The sequence below is a fragment of the Chryseobacterium sp. RR2-3-20 genome (assembly GCF_017808115.1).
Classification (GTDB): domain Bacteria; phylum Bacteroidota; class Bacteroidia; order Flavobacteriales; family Weeksellaceae; genus Chryseobacterium; species Chryseobacterium oryzae.
On the sequence record NZ_JADQBD010000006.1, the window covers coordinates 1 to 20,010 of the forward strand.

At 35.2% G+C, this 20,010-nt stretch carries 17 protein-coding genes; 5 read left to right on the forward strand and 12 right to left on the reverse strand.

What is annotated here, in order from left to right; genetic code table 11:
• Window positions 1-78: 78 nt before the first annotated feature.
• The 6 genes from IV513_RS02480 to proS all read right to left on the reverse strand — a co-directional run bounded on the left by IV513_RS02480 (window position 79) and on the right by proS (window position 7,172).
• The gene (locus tag IV513_RS02480) at window positions 79-291 is read right to left on the reverse strand and encodes a hypothetical protein (protein ID WP_209388936.1); all 213 of its coding nucleotides are present in this window, start codon (window positions 289-291) and stop codon (window positions 79-81) included.
• Window positions 292-429: 138 nt separating this feature from the next.
• Window positions 430-1,545 carry a molecular chaperone DnaJ gene (gene dnaJ, locus IV513_RS02485; RefSeq protein ID WP_209388937.1) on the reverse strand — a complete coding sequence of 372 codons (1,116 nt, stop codon included), beginning with the start codon at window positions 1,543-1,545 and terminating at the stop codon, window positions 430-432.
• Window positions 1,546-1,644: 99 nt separating this feature from the next.
• Window positions 1,645-2,181, reverse strand: coding sequence for a nucleotide exchange factor GrpE (locus IV513_RS02490; RefSeq protein WP_209388938.1), 537 nt, complete (start codon window positions 2,179-2,181; stop codon window positions 1,645-1,647).
• Between the two features lie 651 nt (window positions 2,182-2,832).
• Window positions 2,833-4,164: an Nramp family divalent metal transporter gene (locus IV513_RS02495; protein ID WP_209388939.1), complete on the reverse strand. Its 1,332-nt coding sequence runs from the start codon at window positions 4,162-4,164 to the stop codon at window positions 2,833-2,835.
• Window positions 4,165-4,278: 114 nt separating this feature from the next.
• Window positions 4,279-5,568, reverse strand: coding sequence for an OmpA family protein (locus tag IV513_RS02500; RefSeq protein ID WP_209388940.1), 1,290 nt, complete (start codon window positions 5,566-5,568; stop codon window positions 4,279-4,281).
• Between the two features lie 128 nt (window positions 5,569-5,696).
• Complete coding sequence (gene proS / locus IV513_RS02505) at window positions 5,697-7,172, reverse strand: proline--tRNA ligase (RefSeq protein WP_209388941.1); 1,476 nt, start codon at window positions 7,170-7,172, stop codon at window positions 5,697-5,699.
• 147 nt (window positions 7,173-7,319) lie between these two features.
• Between proS and IV513_RS02510 the strand changes: the two genes are divergently transcribed.
• Together IV513_RS02510 and IV513_RS02515 are read left to right on the forward strand one after the other, a co-directional pair.
• Window positions 7,320-8,429 (forward strand): prolyl-tRNA synthetase, encoded by a 1,110-nt coding sequence (locus tag IV513_RS02510; RefSeq protein WP_209388942.1) that lies wholly within the window; start codon window positions 7,320-7,322, stop codon window positions 8,427-8,429.
• Window positions 8,430-8,481: 52 nt separating this feature from the next.
• Window positions 8,482-9,885: an OmpP1/FadL family transporter gene (locus tag IV513_RS02515; RefSeq protein WP_245168835.1), complete on the forward strand. Its 1,404-nt coding sequence runs from the start codon at window positions 8,482-8,484 to the stop codon at window positions 9,883-9,885.
• Window positions 9,886-9,959: 74 nt separating this feature from the next.
• On the opposite strand, the gene IV513_RS02520 is transcribed toward IV513_RS02515, so the two are convergent.
• Entirely contained in the window at window positions 9,960-10,676 is a 717-nt protein-coding gene (locus tag IV513_RS02520) for a ZIP family metal transporter (RefSeq protein WP_209388944.1), read from the reverse strand.
• 8 nt (window positions 10,677-10,684) lie between these two features.
• Window positions 10,685-11,422 carry a cyclopropane-fatty-acyl-phospholipid synthase family protein gene (locus IV513_RS02525; protein WP_209388945.1) on the reverse strand — a complete coding sequence of 246 codons (738 nt, stop codon included), beginning with the start codon at window positions 11,420-11,422 and terminating at the stop codon, window positions 10,685-10,687.
• 142 nt (window positions 11,423-11,564) lie between these two features.
• Here IV513_RS02525 and IV513_RS02530 point away from each other — a divergent pair, with 142 nt between their 5' ends.
• A complete protein-coding gene (locus IV513_RS02530; protein ID WP_209388946.1) occupies window positions 11,565-12,731 on the forward strand; it encodes a class I SAM-dependent RNA methyltransferase in 1,167 nt (388 codons plus the stop codon).
• Window positions 12,732-12,807: 76 nt separating this feature from the next.
• Here the strand turns inward: IV513_RS02530 and pruA are convergent, their stop codons facing one another.
• From pruA to IV513_RS02550, 4 genes are all read right to left on the reverse strand, one after another.
• Entirely contained in the window at window positions 12,808-14,433 is a 1,626-nt protein-coding gene (gene pruA / locus IV513_RS02535) for an L-glutamate gamma-semialdehyde dehydrogenase (RefSeq protein WP_209388947.1), read from the reverse strand.
• Window positions 14,434-14,549: 116 nt separating this feature from the next.
• Entirely contained in the window at window positions 14,550-15,653 is a 1,104-nt protein-coding gene (locus tag IV513_RS02540) for a DNA topoisomerase IB (protein ID WP_209388948.1), read from the reverse strand.
• Between the two features lie 3 nt (window positions 15,654-15,656).
• Window positions 15,657-15,824 carry a phosphatidate cytidylyltransferase gene (locus IV513_RS02545; RefSeq protein ID WP_209388949.1) on the reverse strand — a complete coding sequence of 56 codons (168 nt, stop codon included), beginning with the start codon at window positions 15,822-15,824 and terminating at the stop codon, window positions 15,657-15,659.
• Window positions 15,825-15,859: 35 nt separating this feature from the next.
• Window positions 15,860-16,297 carry a DUF6526 family protein gene (locus tag IV513_RS02550; RefSeq protein WP_209388950.1) on the reverse strand — a complete coding sequence of 146 codons (438 nt, stop codon included), beginning with the start codon at window positions 16,295-16,297 and terminating at the stop codon, window positions 15,860-15,862.
• 267 nt (window positions 16,298-16,564) lie between these two features.
• On the opposite strand from IV513_RS02550, the gene IV513_RS02555 reads away from it, so the two are divergent.
• Entirely contained in the window at window positions 16,565-18,334 is a 1,770-nt protein-coding gene (locus IV513_RS02555) for an aminopeptidase P family protein (protein ID WP_209388951.1), read from the forward strand.
• Between the two features lie 248 nt (window positions 18,335-18,582).
• Window positions 18,583-19,968, forward strand: coding sequence for a tRNA uridine-5-carboxymethylaminomethyl(34) synthesis GTPase MnmE (gene mnmE / locus IV513_RS02560; protein ID WP_209388952.1), 1,386 nt, complete (start codon window positions 18,583-18,585; stop codon window positions 19,966-19,968).
• The last annotated feature ends 42 nt before the right edge of the window (window positions 19,969-20,010 follow it).

Genomic DNA, 20,010 nt, shown 5'->3' on the forward strand with positions numbered 1-20,010 from the left:
AAAAAAGTTTATTGAAACAAAGTTCAATAAACTTTCTATATCATCAGTAACAATCAGTAGTACAAAGAATTTTACCAACTATTTTTGACTAATAAACCTTTTTATAAATCCATCTTTTCTGTGGACAATTTGGTCATCCAAGGTTCTTACCTTAAGTACTACCTCGCACAATTTTGTTCCTTTCCCGGTATATCTTTCAATAACATTCACCTTGAAAGAATCAAACACAATAGCATGAAAAACAAGGGTAAGATTAGACTCGGGCGTTCGCAGCTGAAGCTGATAATTCATTTGAAATAGTTTTAAATTGCGCGTCGAAATTACAAAAAAATCTAAGATCTATTTATGAGTTCAGTAGTTTCTAGCGCAGTTTGTGGATAAGTTTTTTATGATAAAATAGACAAGAGGCTTGTAAAAAGCCTCCTATTTTTAATTAAATAAATCTTTTACTTTGTCGAAAAAAGTTTTTTCTTTACCAGAGGGTTCAGCAACCATTTCTCCGCTGTTCATTTGTTTTTCGAAAAATTCTTTTTGGTCTTTTGTAAGCTTTTGTGGAGTCCATACGTTAATATGAATAAACATATCGCCTTTTCCGTAGCTGTCTATGCTTGGTAATCCTTTTCCTGCTAATCTTAATATTTTTCCGGATTGTGTTCCTGCATCAATGGTAATTTTCACTTTACCACCAACTGTAGGGATTTCTTTTTTAGTCCCCAAAGCTGCCTCTGCAAAAGAAATATATAATTCCTGATGAAGATTATCGCCTTCTCTCTTTATAGTAGCATCTGCTTCCTCTTCAATAATAACCAAAAGATCTCCAGGAACTCCGCCAAAAGGTGCATCATTACCTTTTCCTCTTACGTTAAGCTGTATTCCGTCTCTAGCTCCTGCAGGAATACTGATTGTAACTTCCTCATCATCTTTTATCAATCCTTGAGCATTGGCTCCTGCCGGAATTTTGTCTGCAACTTTCCCGATTCCCTGGCAAGTTCCGCAGGTAGTTTGGGTTTGCATTTGTCCGAACATGGTGTTCATTACTTTCATTTGAACCCCGGAACCGTTACATGTAGGACATGTTTTTGAAGTTGCACCTTCCGCAAGCTTCATTTTTTTTACGTTGAGAGTTTTCTGGGTTCCGTTCACCATTTCATCCAGATTTAGTTTAATTCTAACTCGCAAATTAGAACCTTTTACCTGTTGACGGCCGCCTCCGCCGCCAAAACCTCCGAAACCTCCTCCGAAAATATCTCCAAACTGGCTGAAAATATCTTCCATGTTCATACCTCCGCCGAAGCCTCCGCCTCCAAAGCCTCCGTTTCCTCCAACACCGGCATGACCGAACTGGTCATATCGAGCACGTTTTTGGTCGTCACTCAAAGCTTCATAAGCTTCTGCTGCTTCTTTAAATTTTTCTTCAGCTACTTTATCACCCGGATTTTTGTCTGGATGATGCTTAATAGCCATTTTTCGGTATGCTTTCTTTATTTCTTCGGAACTGGCAGATTTGCTTATCTCTAGAACCTCGTAATAATCTCTTTTTGACATGATATATTATAATTGATGTTGATAAATGATTATTGATTTTTCATAATACTAAGTGAAAATTTTCTTCAATAATCACTCATCATTTATCATTAACGAATTTTAGTTTCCGGTTACTACTTTAGCAAAACGGATTACTTTGTCTCCTAAAGTGTATCCTGTTTCAATAACATCTACTATTTTACCTTTTAGTTCGGGCGTTGGAGCCGGGATTTGCGTAATAGCTTCATGAAAATCTACATTAAAATTATCACCTGCTCTTACTTCCATTGCTTTTAATCCCTTTTCAGTAAGTTTATTTTTGAATTTATTATAAATTAATTCAACACCTTGAAGATCTGCTTCACTTCCGTTTTTAGCAATTTCTTTTAGAGCTCTTTCGAAATCATCCAATACTCCCAACATAGAAATCATCATGTCTTGGTTTGCATATTGGAAGAATTCCATTTTTTCTTTGGAAGTTCTTTTTTTATAATTTTCGAATTCCGCATACAATCTAATGTAACGATCTTTCTCCACTGCCAAAAGTTCTTCTGCAGTTGGGGTTTCTGCCACATTTTCCTGTTGATTATTCTGAGATTCGTTTGCGTTTTCTTCGTGTTTATTGATGTTTTCTTCGTTGATATCCTGATTTTCCATAATTCAATAACTTTTTACATTGTGATTTGTCAAACAGTTTGCCAAATAAAAAATAATGACAATTAGGCAGAGTTTATTTTCTAATATGAAAGTAATTAAGATTTCAAGGAGCTATTTCCAGCTATCCACTCATACTCCTCACGCCCAATCTTTCCTTGGCTTATTCCGAAGCTGTCCCTTACAAGTTGCGGGGTAACCGTTACTATCTGGGCTAAAAATCTCTTTTTTTTTGAAACATAATTAACGTGAGTTGGGATAAGAAATATTTTAAATAGTTCTGATATTCCGATATTAATTATTTTATCGCAAATAAAAACAAAGAGAAGTTTACTTTTTGAAATGCTTTCAAGCTATACAAAGGCACTTTGTTTAGCAAAATAACACAAAACCTTGTGTTACTTTGCTAAGTTATACGTCTTGGTTTATCTTACAAGATATGTAAATCAAAAATTTTAATCTTTTGTTTAGCTTTGCGTTTTATAAATCCTTATCCCAAACTCAGGTTAATTAATAAATATTGAAAGTTGAAATCCTTAAATTACAATAGTAGTTCTATCATTCAAAAGTATTCATCATTAGCCCCGATTGCAGTGGAAATCCTTTTTTGAAAAAAAAGATTGCAACGGAAAGCGGGAAAAAGCTCCTGAAAAATTACCCGAAAACTGTTTGATACAAAAGGTATAGATTAAGCACAATAATAATTCCTGAAATAATCCATACAGAAATTTTTAGAATGGGTTTGTTCACAAATTCTCCCATTTTAGATTTGTCGTTGGTAAACATTACCAGAGGAACTACGGCAAAACTCAGTTGCATGGATAGAATAACCTGGCTTAAAACCAATAAATCTGTAGTACCCTGTTCTCCGTAAAGTATTGCTACAATAAGAGCAGGAATCACCGCAATAAGTCTGGTAATTAGCCTTCTGAGCCATGGCTTCAGACGGATGTTCAGAAATCCTTCCATTACGATTTGTCCGGCAAGCGTTCCTGTAAGTGTAGAATTTTGTCCGGATGCTAAAAGAGCAATGGCAAAAGCAATACTCGCCATGGAAGCTCCCAAAATTGGAGTCAGCATTTTATAGGCATCATGAATATCTGCAATGTGCTGATTTCCCGTCGTATGGAAAGTTGCTGCAGCCAAAATAAGAATTGCAGCGTTAATGAAAAAAGCAATTAAAAGGGAAACTGTACTGTCTAAAGTTGCAAATTTTATAGCTTCTTTTTTTCCTGCTCTATCTCTATCGTAATCTCTTGTCTGCACAATACTGCTGTGAAGATATAAGTTATGGGGCATTACTGTGGCACCTAAAATCCCTATTCCGATATAAAGTGCAGCAGGATTGGTGATGATTTCTTTCTGTGGAACTAAACCGCCTAAAATCTGATTAATTTCTGGTTTTGAAATGATAAGTTCATACCCAAAACAAATTAGAATGATAAAAATTAATCCTCCAACAATACTTTCCACCCATCTGAATCCTTTTGCCTGAAGTAATAATATTAAAAGTACGTCGATAGTTGTAATAACAATACCCCATGTTAATGGAATTCCGAAAAGTAAATTGAGTGCGATTGCAGACCCGATAACTTCGGCAAGATCGCAAGCAGCAATTGCTATTTCGCAAAGAATCCAAAGAATAACATTCGTAGTTGGAGAAAAGTGATCTCTACAAGCCTGCGCTAAATCTCGTTCGGTTGCAACCCCAAGTTTTACGGAAAGGTGCTGTAAAACCATAGCAAAAATATTGGATATAAGAATTACAGAAAGTAGAGTATATCCAAACTGAGCACCACCGGCAATATCGGTAGCCCAATTACCAGGATCCATATACCCAACTGCAATCATTAAGCCTGGTCCTGCAAATGCAAGATACTTTCGCCAAAATCCTGATTTTTTCGGGATGTGAATAGAAGAGAAAACTTCAGGCAAGGAATCTGATACTTTTTCTTTTCTCCAGCCTTCTTTTATTTTGAAATTCATGTATTGTTAGAATATACTAACAAAATTAATTAAATTAAACGAATTCTATTGCAGGTATCAAAAAAAATCCTGAAAAATTTTTCAGGATTTAATCATTTATTTTTTAAATGAAGTTTATTTTGTAAATCTTACAGACATTTTTCTGTCTACTGCTCTTTCTGCATCAGAAGCTTTTGCGTCTACTTTTGCAAATTCGCTTCCATATCCATCGGCAGCAATTACTTGTGATGCTACTCCTTGGTTAGATAACCAATCTTTAATGAAGTTAGCTCTTTCAGCAGATAGTTTTAAATTGTTAGCTTCATTTCCTGTTTTATCGGTGTAACCACCAATTTTTATTTTTGCATCAGGAAAAGCTTTTAAAATAGCAACTAAATTTTGTAACTGACTTTCTGAACCTGCTTCAAGTTGGTTTGCACTTCCCATTTTAAAATTTACATGGTCGAAATCGAACCATCTGTTTTTTAGTGCAGCGTCATCTTTTGCATTGGTGTATTCTCCAGATTTAAGGAAAGAAATCATTTGATCTTCCATACCGTTTCTGTATCCTTTAAGTGCTGTACCATTAAGGTCGATATCTTCATCTACTTTTGTGGTAGTTGCTGTGGAATTCACAGTAGTTGTATCGGTTTTGGTCTTTAAAGAATCGCCTTCTACACTTGTAGTAGTGGTAGTTTCGCTCTTACGACATTGTTGCCAAAGAAAATAAGATGCAGCAAGCAAAAGAATGACTGGTAAAAGCCATTTCCATATAGATCCACCTTCTGAAGAAGTAGTTCTATCCGAAAAAGTTCCTGTTTCTGCCGTACTTCTTGTTACTTCTACACGCGGTGGAGCATCAACTACTGGCTTTGTTGCAGGATTTTCATTTCCTTCAAAACCATATCCTTTAGCCCAATCTCCTACATTAAGGGATGCTAAAGAAAGACCTGCAGGTAATAAAGTAGAAATTATTCCTTTTTGGTCATTTAATAAAGATGTAATTCCGTTTCGGTCTAAATTGTTTTCAGAAGCATATTTTCCTATAGATCCTACGGTTGCTCCTGTAACCATATTCAATAAAGATGAAGAAGAATTGTTGCTGATTCCAGCATAAGTAGCAACGCTGTTGATAATTCCGATTAGTTTATCTCCAAAAATTGATGTTAATAATCCCGATATAAAAGAATTACCTGATGTTGCACTCGATAAACTCCCCAAAATTCCGTTCGAAGACGAGTTAGCTACAGTATCTAATACAGTTGGGTTGTCTGAATTGTTTGCCAAACCTCCAATCACCACAGGAAGTAATCCTGAAATAGCTTTAGAAATTCCCGATTCGCTTTCTCCCAGTTGTGAGGCTGTCTGAGAAACTAATGCGGCTCCAAGTTGCCCTTTAATAAGATCAATAATGTTTAATGCCATAATAATTTATTTTTTAAAATTAATGTTATTTAAAATTAAACAAAAATTCATCCAAAAATGGTTGTAAAATATAAAATCTATAAAAATTTTAAAAATTTTTATAGATTTAGTAAATTATTATGTTAAGTTTAATAAGCTTTAGCAAATAAAACTCTTCTTTTAGAAGGTTTTCCGCTTACCATAGAAACTCCTTCTTCAATATCATCATTCAGAGGAATGCATCGTATGGTTGCTTTTGTTTCTTCTTTAATCTGCTCTTCTTCTTCAGCCGTTCCATCCCAATGAGCATAAATAAATCCTCCTTTTTCTTCAAGAACTTTTTTGAATTCTTCGTAAGAATCTACTTTTGTAATGTTTTCTTCACGGAAAGTGAACGCTTTTTTATAAATATCTTCCTGAATAGTTTTTAAAAGGTCTTCAATATAAGAATCTAACCCTTCTAAAGGGCGTACTTCTTTTGTAAGATTGTCTCTTCGTGCAATTTCAACAGATTTATTTTCTAAGTCTTTCGGTCCGATGGCAATTCTTAAAGGAACTCCTTTTAGTTCGTATTCGGCAAATTTCCAACCTGGTTTGTTTTGGGTATCATTATCAAATTTTACCGAGATACCTTTTAATTTTAATTTATTCTGAATTTCCAAAGCAACTTTACTTATTTCATTAAGCTGTTCTTCTCCTTTGAAAATAGGAACAATAACCACTTGTATAGGAGCTAATGTTGGAGGAAGTATGAGACCGAAATCATCAGAGTGAGTCATGATTAAAGCTCCCATTAAACGTGTTGATGTTCCCCAAGAAGTTGCCCATGCATATTCTATTTTTCCTTCTTTGTTGGTAAATTTAACATCAAAAGCTTTAGCGAAATTTTGTCCTAAAAAGTGAGAAGTTCCTGCCTGTAAAGCTTTACCGTCCTGCATTAATGCTTCAATGCAATATGTTTCATCAGCTCCCGCAAATCTCTCCGAAGGAGTTTTTAATCCCTGAATAACAGGAATGGCCATGAAATTTTCTGCAAAATCTGCATATACCTTATTCATTTTTTCTGCTTCTTCTACGGCTTCATCACGAGTAGCGTGTGCTGTATGACCTTCCTGCCAAAGAAACTCTGAAGTTCTTAGAAATAATCTGGTTCTCATTTCCCATCTTACAACGTTTGCCCATTGGTTAATAAGAATTGGCAAATCTCTGTAAGATTGAATCCAATTTTTGTAGGTATTCCATATAATGGCTTCGGAAGTAGGTCTTACGATAAGTTCTTCTTCCAGCTTTGCATCTGGATCTACGATTAGTTTATGAGGATTGCTAGGGTCGGTTTTCAGTCTGTAATGGGTAACAACTGCACATTCTTTTGCGAACCCTTCGGCATTTTTTTCTTCAGCTTCAAACAAGCTTTTGGGAACAAAAAGAGGGAAATAAGCATTAACGTGACCCGTTTCTTTGAATTTTTTGTCCATTTCGTCACGCATCTTCTCCCAAATTGCGTATCCGTATGGTTTTATCACCATAGAACCTCTTACTCCGGAGTTTTCTGCTAAATCTGCTTTTACAACTAACTCATTGTACCACTTGCTGTAATCTTCGCTTCTTGAAGTTAATTTTGCCATTAATTTTTTTTTAATATTTTAACTTTTGTAAAATTATGTAATCTAAAAATAAAGATTTATTTTTGATAGATTTTTCGCACCAACAATTGGTATATTTTTGGTACCGAATGCAAATATAATTTAAATTAAAAAAAATAATACATTATCATGAAAAGAAATATACATAAATTTTTATTTGAAACTCTAAAATCTAAAGGTATTTTAGCTGTTTCAAGTGGTTTATTGTTAATGTCATGTGGTGCCCAAATGGGAGGATACAGTGAAACAGACGGTGTTTATTACGATCCCAATAAAGATACTCTTCCGGAAGGTGTAATTATTAATAATGAAGGAAACAGAGTAGGAGATTACTACGATTATTATAGCGACAGCAGTGTAATTGAAAATTCTCAAATTAACCAGCAACAACAGAATAACCGTTATAACGATTGGAGCAATACCAATTGGAATAACAATGCAACAGATTCCGATTGGGGAAATTTTGCAGGAAGCCAAACCAATTATTATGATAATTCTTGGGGCTACGGTTACGGAATGATGGGTTGGGGTTCTCCATGGGGTTGGGGATATAATCCTTACTGGGGCTGGGGTTCTGGTTGGGGTATGAGCATGTCTTTCGGCTGGGGATCCGGTTGGGGATGGGGAGGCTACAATCCTTATTGGGGAATGGGCTGGAATAGCTGGGGAAACCCTTATTATGGTGGATGGTATGGCAATCCTTATTGGGGTTGGAGAAATGGTTATTGGGGAGGAAATTATTATGTTCCTTCGTATAGAAGAAGCGGAGCAAATGGCAGATCTGGCTTTAATGGAGGAGCTTTATATGGATATAGAAATATGAATACAGCTTCAGGATTCCGTAATAATACAAATGGTTTCAGATCCGGAAATGCTAATGGCTATCGTCAAGGTGGTAATAATTCAGGATTCAGACAAGGAAGTGGAGACGGAGGATTTAGACAAGGTGCTAACAACGGCGGATTCCGACAAGGTTCGGATAATGGCGGATTCAGAAATCAGCCAGGGATGAGAAATCCTAACGGTAACATGAATCAGCAAAGACCTAACTACGATTACAGACCTCAGTCTCAACCAAGAAGAAATGACAACTTTAGCAGACCAAGCGATAATGGAGGATTCAGATCTGGTGGTTTTAACTCCGGAAGCGGTGGTGGATTTAGAGGTGGTTCTTCAGGCGGTGGAGGCGGCTTCAGATCTGGCGGCGGAGGCGGCGGTTTTAGATCTGGTGGTAGATAATATAAATTAATAACTATTCTTGAAAATAATGTTAAAAAAATCTCTTGTACTAATGAGTGTTACTGCAGCTTTTTATCTGCAGGCTCAGGATATATCGGTAATCAGAAATTCAGTAGATGTGTATTCTAACACACCTATGACGGGAAGCTCTAAATTTAACGCAATGGCGGGTTCTAATGGTGCTTTAGGAGGAGATGCTTCTTCTTTACTTACCAATCCTGCCGGATTAGGTGTGGCTATTGCGGGTGATGTTTCCGTAACGCTTTCTGTGGAAAACAATAAAAATACAAGTACATTAGCCGGAAATTCGGTTAACTATAACATCAGCAAAGTTAATCTTGGGAATGTAGGAGGTGTGGCAGCATTTCAATTGATGACAGAAACACCTTGGAAATTCATCAATTTAGGAGCAAATATGTCCACAACATCTTTGGAAAATTATGTAGAATCTCCGGGAAATTCAAATGTTGTTATTTCTAAAAATCTTGTGGATGGTTCTGGAAATAATGTAGTAGGAAATTTATCCTATTTAGGACATGCTTATAACAGATACGGAACTCAAACTAAATTTAATTTAGGTGTTGGTGCCAATTACAATAACTCACTTTATTTGGGAGCTAGTGTAAATATGCATTATGTAGATTTACAACAGTACGACAGTGCTAGTTTTGGTCTAGATTTAGATAAAACGGCATATACATTCAATAAACAATATACTCCGTTCTCAGAAAAATCTAACGGGTTTTCTGCAACGGTCGGAGTTTTAGGAAAAATTACAAATCAGCTTAGATTGGGAGCATCTATAGAAACTCCTACTTGGTGGTCTTTGGATAGAGTTTATACAGACTATTATACTGGAACAGACGGATACGTTTATCAGGATAGCTTTGTTGAAGACAGAACTTTCAGATCTCCAATGAAAGCAACTTTAAGTGGAGCTTTTGTAGCAAGTAAGAATTTTGCCATTAATGTAGATTATACCTTGGGTATTACAAAACCACATTATAAAGTTCAAGGAGATGCTGAAAAAGAATTAAACTCTTTTTTCAGTGATACCTACAAAAATTTATCTGAAATAAAAGTGGGAGCGGAATATAGAATTAAATCTTTCCGTTTAAGAGGAGGATACTCTTATACATCTAGCCCGTTTGATAATATGACGGTTAGCGCATTTACCAACTCAGGATCTACTGCTCAGACCAATTTCAGCAATATGATTTTGGGTGATAGAAATATGATTGGGGCAGGATTGGGCTATGATTTTGGAAAATTCTATATAGATGCTGCTTATCAGAATATTACTTCAAATTATAAAAATCCGTTCTTAGCAGGTCATTCAGATTTCGGAACAGGATATTATTCTTCAGATTTTGATGTTGCAACTCCAAATTCTGTTGTTTCGGATGTGAAAAATGTGAGAAATAATATTTTTGTAACTGTTGGTTGGAAATTTTAATATCAATAAGTTAGTATAAAAAAAGGCTTCGAAAGATAATTTTGAAGCCTTTTTTATTTTCGTTATTGATGATTTTAATGAATATGTTCTGAATGAGGATGTACATGGAACAGATGTATCATTAATGCAAGAGAAACGCCTAAAAGCACCAATCCAATTTTCGTCCAGTCTACATTATGATTTTTATTACTTTCAAAAATAATTACAGACGAAATATGAAGAAAAATTCCTCCTACAATAGCCAGAAAATAAGGCTGCCATTCTGGATTGAAATAATTTCCTAACAGCATTCCAAAAGGTGAAGCCAACGCAAATAAAGCGACAATGAGTATTGATGGATAAGATGCTTTAGTGCTCTTTCTATTAAATAAAAATGCTCCCAATATAAAAGAAATCGGGATGTTGTGTACCAAAATTCCCATTAAATACGGAGAAAAAGGGTTTTCCTCATTTCCTAAAGGAATTCCTTCTATAAATGCATGGATAAAAAGCCCTACCATGAGAGCCATAGGCAAGATATTGTTTTCGCTGTGATGATGAAAATGTCCGTGCTCAAAACCTTTTGTAAGAGCCTCTAAAATCATTTGAAGCAATACACCTCCGATAACAAAAATGCCTAAATTTTCAGTTTCGCTGTGATAAACTTCCGGAAAAACTTCGTTCAGGCAGATTGTAATTAAAAAACCGGCGCTTACAATTAAAAGATTTTTTGCGAACTTTTCTTTTTTACCAAAGTATTTTCCCAGTAAAACTCCAGCAACAACACTTAATATAAGTAAAATAAAAATCATAAAGGCTGTTATTTCTTCCTGAATAGGTTAATGCAACGTGGAGATTTTTCTTTTTCAAAATCGTTCAGTTGATAATCTCCCCAGATTGTGATTCTTTCAAACCCACATTCTTGAGCGTAATTTTCAATGGTTTCTAAAGTGTGAAGCTTCACTTTTTCAAAAAAATGATGAGATTTACCATCAGCTTCAAATTGTATATCCTTTATGATGTGTCTCCCTTCGATTTTTTTGGAAATTTTAAAATCAATTCCCTCTCTGGTTACAGTTGCTTCAGGAACTAAAGTATTTCTTACAAACTGTTCATTAAGATAATCGAGAACAAAATAACCTTCTGGTTTAAGAATTTCATGTACAGACTGAAAAACTTTTCGGTCATCTTCCTCATTATCAAAATATCCAAAACTTGTAAAAAGGTTAAAAACTGCGTCTACAGGTTTGGCTTTTATGGGATTTCGCATATCATGAACCTGAAAATGAAGTGCAGGTTCAGTGCCATGAGTTTCAAATTTTTTATTATGATCAATACTTTGTTTAGAAAGATCCAAGCCTAAAACATCGTAACCAAGCTGATTCAGAAAAACCGAATGTCTTCCTTTGCCACAGGCTAAATCTATTATTTTTGATGATTTTGCAAGTTGAAGTTCAGATGTTAATGCAGTAATGAAATTTTCTGCTTCTGTGTAATCTCTGTTGCTGTAAAGTATGTGATAATAAGGGGTATCAAACCAAGATTCAAACCATTCCATATTGCAAAAGTAAGGATTTTTGTTGGAAGCTTAACCTAAGCAAAATCATGAATCAAAACAGTATTCATGAGATTATGAGATTATTTTATACTCAAAACCCATCAACACAACTTAACGAGTAAAATTTGACTATTTTTGCAGAATGGATACAGAAAATCTCAAAATTCAGATAAAAACATTTTTCGGACTGGAAGTTATCTTGGCGGAAGAAATAAAAAAGCTTGGCGGAAGAAACGTAGAAATTAAAAATCGTGCAGTAAACTGTGAAGGCGATTTAGGCTTTTTATACAAAATAAATTATTCTGCTAGAACTGCTCTTAAAATTATTATTCCTATTCTCGAATTTAAAGCGTTCAATGAAAGTAAATTTTACGATAAGCTTTTTAAGTTTGAATGGGACGAGTTTATGGACGTAGATCAAACATTTGCAATAGATTCTACGGTAAATTCTGAAAGATTCAAGCATTCCCAATTCATGACTTTTAAGATGAAGGATGCCATTGTAGATTATTTTCAGAACAAATACCATAAAAGACCAAGTATAGAAACAAAATCTCCGGATATAAAATTTCACTTGCATATTGATCGTGAATTGGTTACCATTTCTCTCGATTCTTCCGGCGATCCGCTCTTCAAAAGAGGTTACAGAAAAGAGCAGGGAGAAGCTCCTATTAATGAAGTTTTGGCAAGCGGTATGCTTCAGTTGGCTGGTTGGGACGGAAAAGGAAATTTTCTGGATCCAATGTGTGGTTCGGGAACTCTTTTAATTGAAGCTGCAATGATTGCACTCGATTTGCCTGCTCAGATTTTCAGAAGAAGATTTTCATTCCAGAACTGGAAAAACTACGATGCAGATTTGTTTTCTAAGATTAAAGAAGTAAGGGTAAACAGAGTGAAAGAATTTACAGGTAAAATTGTTGGTTATGATATTGATGCGAGAATGCTGAATGCCGCAAGAACCAATGTAGAATCTGCAGAAATGGAAGATATTATTGAAGTGAGAAAACAGAATTTCTTCGATTCTAAAAAAGATCTTTTCCCTTTGTTAATGGTTTTCAATCCTCCATATGACGAGAGAATTTCCATTAATGATGACGATTTTTATAAGAAAATAGGGGATACTTTTAAAACGAATTATCCAAATACTTTGGCTTGGCTCATTTCTTCTGATCTGGAAGCGGTAAAGAAAATTGGACTTCGTCCTTCAAGAAAAATTAAACTTTTCAACGGAAAATTGGAAACAAGATTTTTACAATACGAAATGTATGAAGGTACCAAAAAAGTACATAAATTAGAAGATAAAAAATAATATTTTATTAAACATATTAGTAAAAAAGCCTTAAAAATTTATTTTCAAGGCTTTTTTTGTTAATGATATTTTAATTTTATCCCAAATATGGATATTTGTAATCTTTAGGAGAAACAAAAGTTTCTTTGATGGATCTTACTGAAGTCCATCTCAAAAGATTCATCTTAGAACCGGCTTTATCATTGGTTCCGGAAGCTCTTCCTCCGCCGAAAGGCTGTTGCCCTACAACGGCACCCGTTGGCTTGTCGTTGATATAGAAGTTTCCTGATGCATTTTCCAAAGCTTTGAATGCTTCATTAATTACATATCTGTCTTGTGCAAAAACAGATCCCGTTAAGGAATAAGGAGATGAAGAATCTACCAGCTGCAAAGTTTCTGCCCATTGTTCATCTTCATATACATAGATAGATAAAATAGGACCAAAGATTTCCTCAACCATACTTTCGTAATGAGGATTTGTGGTTTCAATTACGGTAGGGTAAACAAACCAACCTTTAGAATCATCTGTTTTACCACCGATTACTACGTTGGCTTCGATAGAAGCATTGGCTCTGTCGATATATCCTTTACATTTTTCAAAAGAGTTTTTATCAATTACAGCGTTCACAAAATTGGAAGGATCTTCAGGAGAACCTATTTTTATAGATGAAATCTGAGTTTCCATTACTTTTTTCACATCATTCCAAATAGATTTAGGAATATATGCTCTGGAAGCTGCCGAACACTTCTGCCCCTGATATTCGTAAGCACCTCTTACCAAAGCTGTAGCTACAGCCTCCACATTAGCAGAAGAATGGGCAATCACAAAATCTTTTCCTCCCGTTTCACCTACAATTCTAGGGTACGTTCTGTAATTATGAATATTATCGCCAATCATTTTCCACATTCCCTGAAAAACCTTTGTAGAACCTGTAAAATGAAGTCCAGCAAAATCTCTGTGTGCCAAAACTTTATCAGCAGTTTCTTTTCCGTCTGTAAAAATCATGTTAATAACACCTGCAGGAAGACCAGCTTCTGCTAAAACATCCATAATTACTTTCGCAGAATAAATTTGCTTGTCTGATGGTTTCCAGACCACTACATTCCCGAGCATTGCCATACAGGTTGGCAGGTTTCCTGAAATTGCTGTAAAGTTGAACGGAGTTACTGCAAAACAGAAACCTTCTAATGGTCTGTATTCTACTCTGTTCCAGATTCCTGCATCAGAGACTGGTTGCTCAGAATACATTTCCGTCATAAATTCTACGTTGAATCTTAGGAAATCTATCAATTCACACGCTGCATCAATTTCAGTCTGATGAACATTTTTAGACTGCCCAATCATGGTTGCAGCATTAATTACGTCTCTGTAAGGTCCTGCCAAAAGATCAGCTGCTTTTAAGAAAATGGCTGCACGCTGTTCCCAACCCAGTTCGTTCCACTGTTTTTTTGCTGCTAAAGCGGCATTAATGGCATCATCTACATGCTGCATGGTTCCTTTATGGTAGAATCCAAAATCATGAGTGTGATCCTGTGGTGACTGTAGTTGTACTTTATCTCCCGTTTTAACTTCTTTACCGTTAATAATCATCGGTACTTCAGTTTTTTCTGCCCACATTTTTTTGTAAGTGGCAAGAAGAGATTTTACTTCTGAAGATCCTGGTAAATAAGATGTTACAGGCTCGTTTACTGCAAAAGGGACTTGCGAAATTGCTTTTGACATATCGTTGTATTGTTTGTTTTGCTTTTTCACAAATTTACAACTTTTAAAACTTATGATGAAAGATTCTCTGACGTGATTTATTTCAGAAATAAGTTTGGAATCATTGAATCTGAAATTTACATTTTCTCTGTTTCAAGAATTTTTAAAACGAGCTTTTCTTCGTGAGTTAATCCTGCTTTTCCGTCATCTTTCTCAATAGTTTCCAGTTCGTCCAGGTATTTTTTTATGGTATTATTTTCATAAAGGTTGATGACTAATGGGTGTACATAGTATTTTCTGCACACGGTACTGGTGTTTCCCAAATGTTCTGCCACAATATCCAGAGCTGCTTTTATTTTCTTTTTATACTGAGAATTATTTTCGGCATAACCAATTTCCTTAAAAGCAATTAAAGCATTCACCGTTCCCGACCATGTTCTGAAGTCTTTAGCCGTGAAATCTTCACCACTCAGTTCTTTTATATAGTCATTTACCATTCCGGAATCTACAGAATGCCTTTTTCCTTCATCATCAATATACTGAAAAAGCTCTTTTCCCGGGATTTCCTTACATTTCATGATGAGTTTTGCCAACCTTTTACTTTTCAGATTAACGTCGTGCATTACCCCTTTTTTACCTTTGAAAGAAAAATTAATCTTTTGCCCCTCTATTTTTACGTGTTTTTCTTTAAGAGTAGTCAGTCCAAAAGATCCGTAAAGTTTTTCGTAAATGTTGTTTCCAATACGGATATTTGTACGCTGCATCAAACTTACAATTAAGGCTAAAATTTTCCTTTTTTCAAAATTTTTTAAGGCTAAATCTTTTTCAAGCTGTAAACGTATTTCGGGCAAAGCATACCCAAACTGAAGCATTCTGTAGAATTTGGTATGGTTTCTGAGAGCACTCCACAAAGGATGATAACGGTATTGCTTTCTTTTTTTTACATCAAAACCTGTTGCCTGAAGATGCCCGTTATCTAATGCACAAATCCATACATTTTCCCAAGCAGGAGGAATTACCAAACTGTTGATGCGTTTAATTTCATCTTTATCCTTAATCTTCTCATCGTTTTTAAAATACTGAAATTTTTTTCCTCTTTTTCGGCGGATAATGCCGGAAGCTTCTGCATCTGAGGTGTAAATTAAATTTACCGCTTTTGCAGAAGCCACCGGATCTTTCGTAATTTTGATGATCTTGGAAGGTTTTAGGTGCGAAATAATTTCAAGATCAGAATTTTCCATGATTTATGAGTTTTTACCTCTTGAAAATAACCACAAGATAAGACCCAGAATTCCTACCACTACGATAATTCCCCACCACATACCGGCTTTGAAGATTGTTTCTACCGCCTCACAGCTTGTTAAAAGCATTAAAGACATTAATGTAACGCTGAATAAAGCTAATTTTTTCATAATAATTTAATTTTATTGATTTGTTTTAATATTGTTTAAATTCTGTGATAATCACCCCGCCAGTTTTTAATAGATTTTTTAATCTCATCACCGCTCAGGTTTTCTTTTAATGTTTTTTCCAGAAGAATTTTAAATTCATCATCATAAGCAAAACGTAAAGCTGCAATCTGGCTGAATTTCAGTTTTCCTTCAGTTTCATCTGATCTTTCACCATAGATTTCAAAATATCTCTGTTTAAATTCAAGCCTTACGATTCTGTTCTGAAGTCCTAATGCATAATGCTGGCGAACCATAATGCTAAAAAAAAGAATTAAAAAAATGAGAACGGAAAACAAAATCCATATAAGTTCGTTTTCAGAATCTTTAAAAACTTTATAAATCCCCAATATTTCTAAAAAGAAAAGTATCGGCAATAAAACGAAGTGGTGTAGCGGATAAAATTTTCTGTGGTTTTGATAATTCTGTGGTTTCATAAGAGCAGAATAGCAATAACCTTTCCAAATTTTTAAAATTGAATCAGCAAAAAGAGAAAAACATGTTCTGATAATGAAAAAAACGCAAGTAGAGACAAGTAATTTTAAAAAAATACTGAAAATAAAGGCAAACAAAACCGTTTCATTTACTTCTGAAAAACAAAATTTGAAATGCAAAACGGTATAATCTTAGGTTTTTTTTAACGGTTCAGATGATTTCAAAATTTTAAAATTCCGTAACTTTCCATCTTTAAAATTGGTAAAAAAATGACTTCAAAGGAAAAAGTAGCTGCACTTCGTGAAGAAATGCAGAAAAACAATATTGATGCGTTTATAGTATATTCTGCAGATCCTCACATGAGCGAATATTTGCCTCAGGAATGGCAGGAGAGAGCTTGGCTTTCGGGATTTATGGGTTCTGCCGGCTTTGTGGTAGTTACAAAAGATAAAGCAGGGCTGTGGACAGATGGAAGATATTTTACTCAGGCTCCTGTAGAACTGGCTGGTTCGGGGATTGATCTTTTTAAAGACGGAATGGAGGGAACTCCTAATTATATCGACTGGATTATTTCTGAAATTCCTTCCAACGGAAAAGTTGCGGTAAATGCTTTGGCAACTTCCCACTCCAACTGGGAACTTTTGCATCAGAAACTGAATGCAAAAAATTTAACTCTGGTAGATCTCCCTTTATTAAAAGAAATTTGGAAAGAAAGAGGTACTCCTTCAAAAAATCCGATTTATACGCATCCTATAGAAAGAGCAGGGAAATCTGTAAGTGATAAAATTTCTGCAATCCGCCAGAAAATGGAAGAGCAGGAAGCTACGGTTCATATTATTTCAAGTCTTGATGATGTTGCATGGACTTTGAACCTTAGGGGCAGTGATGTAGAAAGCAATCCTGTATTTTTAGGGTATATTATCATTACAAAAAATGATGCTATTCTTTTCACAGATCTTGATAAAATGGATGTGGAAGCCAGAAAGCAGATGGATGAATCTTTCGTAAAAATGATGCCTTATGAAGATTTTTACAGTCATTTGAGAAACTTCAGCAATGAAAATATTTTGGTGTCTCCAAACAGCAATCAATCTGTTTTTGAAGCTTTAAAAGCGGGCAATACCTTTATAAAAGCTAATCCTCCTGGAAATTTGATGAAGGCTCAGAAAAATGAAACTGAGCTGGATGGTTTCAGAAAAGTGATGGTAAGAGACGGCGTTGCTATGGTGAAATTTCTTTACTGGCTTACCCAAAATGCCGGCAAAGAAGCTATGAATGAATATTCTATCGGGCAAAAATTAAGAGAGTTTCGTGCGGCAGAAGAAAACTTCGTGGGAGAAAGTTTCGGAAGCATCATAGGATATAAAAATAATGGTGCTGTGATTCATTATTCTGCCAAATCTGAAGGAAGTAATGAAGTTAGCAATGATGCAAGTATTTTGGTAGATTCCGGAGGTCAGTATCTAGAAGGAACAACCGATATTACCCGAACTTTGGCTTTAGGGGCAGTTTCGGAGGAGTTTAAAATCAATTCTACGTTGGTTTTGCAGGGGATGATTCGTTTATCAATGGTGAAATTTCCTAAAGGTACCAAAGGAGTTCAGCTGGATGCTATCGCAAGATTGCCTTTGTGGATGAACGGTAAAGATTACAACCACGGAACAGGACACGGTGTGGGAAGTTTTATGAATGTACATGAAGGACCTCAAAATATAAGAAAAGATTTGAATCCTCAGGAATTAATGATAGGAATGGTGTGTTCCAACGAACCTGGATATTATGTAGAGGGAGAATATGGGATTCGTCATGAAAATCTTATTGCCGTAAAAGAATCTGAAGCTACTGCAAACGGAATTTTTTATGAATTCGAAACCTTAACGATTTGTCCGTTTTTTAAAGACACTGTAGTAAAAGAGCTTCTTTCTTCTGAAGAAATTAATTGGCTGAATACTTACCACAAAACCTGTGAAGAAAAGCTTGCACCACATCTGCAAGGCGAAGTAAAAGAGTGGTTTTTGCATTTGGTGAGCCCTTTGTAGCTTGAAAACAATATTTTATTTATGAATCACCTTTTCGAAGGTGATTTTTTTTTACAGTTAATAACCCTGATTGTAGTGGAAATCCCGCAGTGAGGCGGCGGAGCGAAGCGGAGCCGTCCGAGCGAGAATTGAAACGGAAAGCAGGTTCCCGGCTCCTAAAAAATATGAAAATCTAAAAAGTTATGTTTCTGCATCCACATCCTCGAAAATTAAAGCTTTCACTTTTTAAATTTCCGTAATTTTGCATTATGAATCAGGACACAATCTGCGCACTGGCAACCGCCAACGGAATGGGAGCAATCGGAATTATCAGAATTTCCGGAGAAAAATCTTTTGAAATTGTAAATGCGGTTTTTGAAGGTAAAAATCTAACTAAAGTAGCTTCTCATACCGTTCAGTATGGTTTTATAAAAGATGATTATGAGGTAATTGATGAAGTGATGGTTTCGGTATTTCATGCCCCGAAAACGTTTACAACAGAAAATTCTGTGGAGATCTCTTTTCACGGTTCGCCTTATATTGCCAAAAAAATTCTTGAGGTTTTAATAAAAAACGGAGCAAGAATGGCAAAAGCAGGTGAATTTACCATGCGTGCTTTTATGAATGGAAGGATTGATCTTTCCCAAGCTGAATCTATTGCAGATTTGATTGCATCTGAGAATGAGGCGAGTAGAAAAGTGGCTTTAAATCAGTTAAAAGGCGGAATTTCTAATGAGATTTCTTTCCTAAGAAACGATTTGCTGAATTTTACTTCACTTATTGAGTTGGAACTGGATTTTGCAGAAGAAGATGTAGAATTTGCCGACCGAACTGCACTGAAATCTCTGCTTTCTAAAATTGAAGAAAAACTGAATTCTCTGATTGAAAGTTTCCAATACGGAAATGCCATCAAAAATGGAACTGCGGTTGCCATTATCGGGAAACCGAATGCCGGAAAATCTACACTTTTAAATGCTCTTTTGAAAGAAGAAAGAGCTATTGTGAGCAATATTGCAGGAACTACAAGAGATACGATTGAGGAAATTCTTCATATAAAAGGTCATGCTTTCCGACTGATTGATACAGCAGGTTTACGCGAAACTTCAGATGAAATTGAAGCTATTGGGGTCAAAAAAGCTAAAGAAAAAGTAGAAAATGCAGAAGTTCTTGTTTATCTTATTGACGCTGCAACCCAAGATTTTTCGGAAGATATAGAAGTGCTAAAATCTTTATTGAGGGAAGATTTGAAACTGATTATTTGTGCCACAAAAATTGATGAAGTAATTCCTGATCAATATGAAAGCATAGAAAATGTTTTAAGAGAATCTATCACTCAGGAATTTGATTTTATCAAAATTTCAGCAGTTGAAAATCAGAATATCCAGGATTTGAAAAATGAATTATCTTCCTATGTAGAGCAACTGAAATCTGAAGAAGGAAATGTTATCATTACTAATCAGCGGCATTATGAAGCCTTGCAAAAATCCCTTACTTCCGTAAGGAAAGTGGAAGAAGCTGTCAATTTTCAAATTACAACAGAGCTATTGTCTTACGAACTCCGCAATGCTTTAGAAAATCTAGGAGAAATTTCAGGAGAATTTACTAATGACGAAGTGTTAGGAAATATTTTTTCTAAGTTTTGTATCGGAAAGTAAAAAGGCTGCTTAGAAATTTATCTCTAAAAATATACAAAATAG

Coding starts and splice junctions, on each gene's coding strand:
- IV513_RS02480 (WP_209388936.1), bottom strand. CDS start 291: ATGAATTATCAGCTTCAGCTGCGAACGCCCGAGTCTAATCTTACCCTT.
- dnaJ (WP_209388937.1), bottom strand. CDS start 1,545: ATGTCAAAAAGAGATTATTACGAGGTTCTAGAGATAAGCAAATCTGCC.
- IV513_RS02490 (WP_209388938.1), bottom strand. CDS start 2,181: ATGGAAAATCAGGATATCAACGAAGAAAACATCAATAAACACGAAGAA.
- IV513_RS02495 (WP_209388939.1), bottom strand. CDS start 4,164: ATGAATTTCAAAATAAAAGAAGGCTGGAGAAAAGAAAAAGTATCAGAT.
- IV513_RS02500 (WP_209388940.1), bottom strand. CDS start 5,568: ATGGCATTAAACATTATTGATCTTATTAAAGGGCAACTTGGAGCCGCA.
- proS (WP_209388941.1), bottom strand. CDS start 7,172: ATGGCAAAATTAACTTCAAGAAGCGAAGATTACAGCAAGTGGTACAAT.
- IV513_RS02510 (WP_209388942.1), top strand. CDS start 7,320: ATGAAAAGAAATATACATAAATTTTTATTTGAAACTCTAAAATCTAAA.
- IV513_RS02515 (WP_245168835.1), top strand. CDS start 8,482: ATGAGTGTTACTGCAGCTTTTTATCTGCAGGCTCAGGATATATCGGTA.
- IV513_RS02520 (WP_209388944.1), bottom strand. CDS start 10,676: ATGATTTTTATTTTACTTATATTAAGTGTTGTTGCTGGAGTTTTACTG.
- IV513_RS02525 (WP_209388945.1), bottom strand. CDS start 11,422: ATGGAATGGTTTGAATCTTGGTTTGATACCCCTTATTATCACATACTT.
- IV513_RS02530 (WP_209388946.1), top strand. CDS start 11,565: ATGGATACAGAAAATCTCAAAATTCAGATAAAAACATTTTTCGGACTG.
- pruA (WP_209388947.1), bottom strand. CDS start 14,433: ATGTCAAAAGCAATTTCGCAAGTCCCTTTTGCAGTAAACGAGCCTGTA.
- IV513_RS02540 (WP_209388948.1), bottom strand. CDS start 15,653: ATGGAAAATTCTGATCTTGAAATTATTTCGCACCTAAAACCTTCCAAG.
- IV513_RS02545 (WP_209388949.1), bottom strand. CDS start 15,824: ATGAAAAAATTAGCTTTATTCAGCGTTACATTAATGTCTTTAATGCTT.
- IV513_RS02550 (WP_209388950.1), bottom strand. CDS start 16,297: ATGAAACCACAGAATTATCAAAACCACAGAAAATTTTATCCGCTACAC.
- IV513_RS02555 (WP_209388951.1), top strand. CDS start 16,565: ATGACTTCAAAGGAAAAAGTAGCTGCACTTCGTGAAGAAATGCAGAAA.
- mnmE (WP_209388952.1), top strand. CDS start 18,583: ATGAATCAGGACACAATCTGCGCACTGGCAACCGCCAACGGAATGGGA.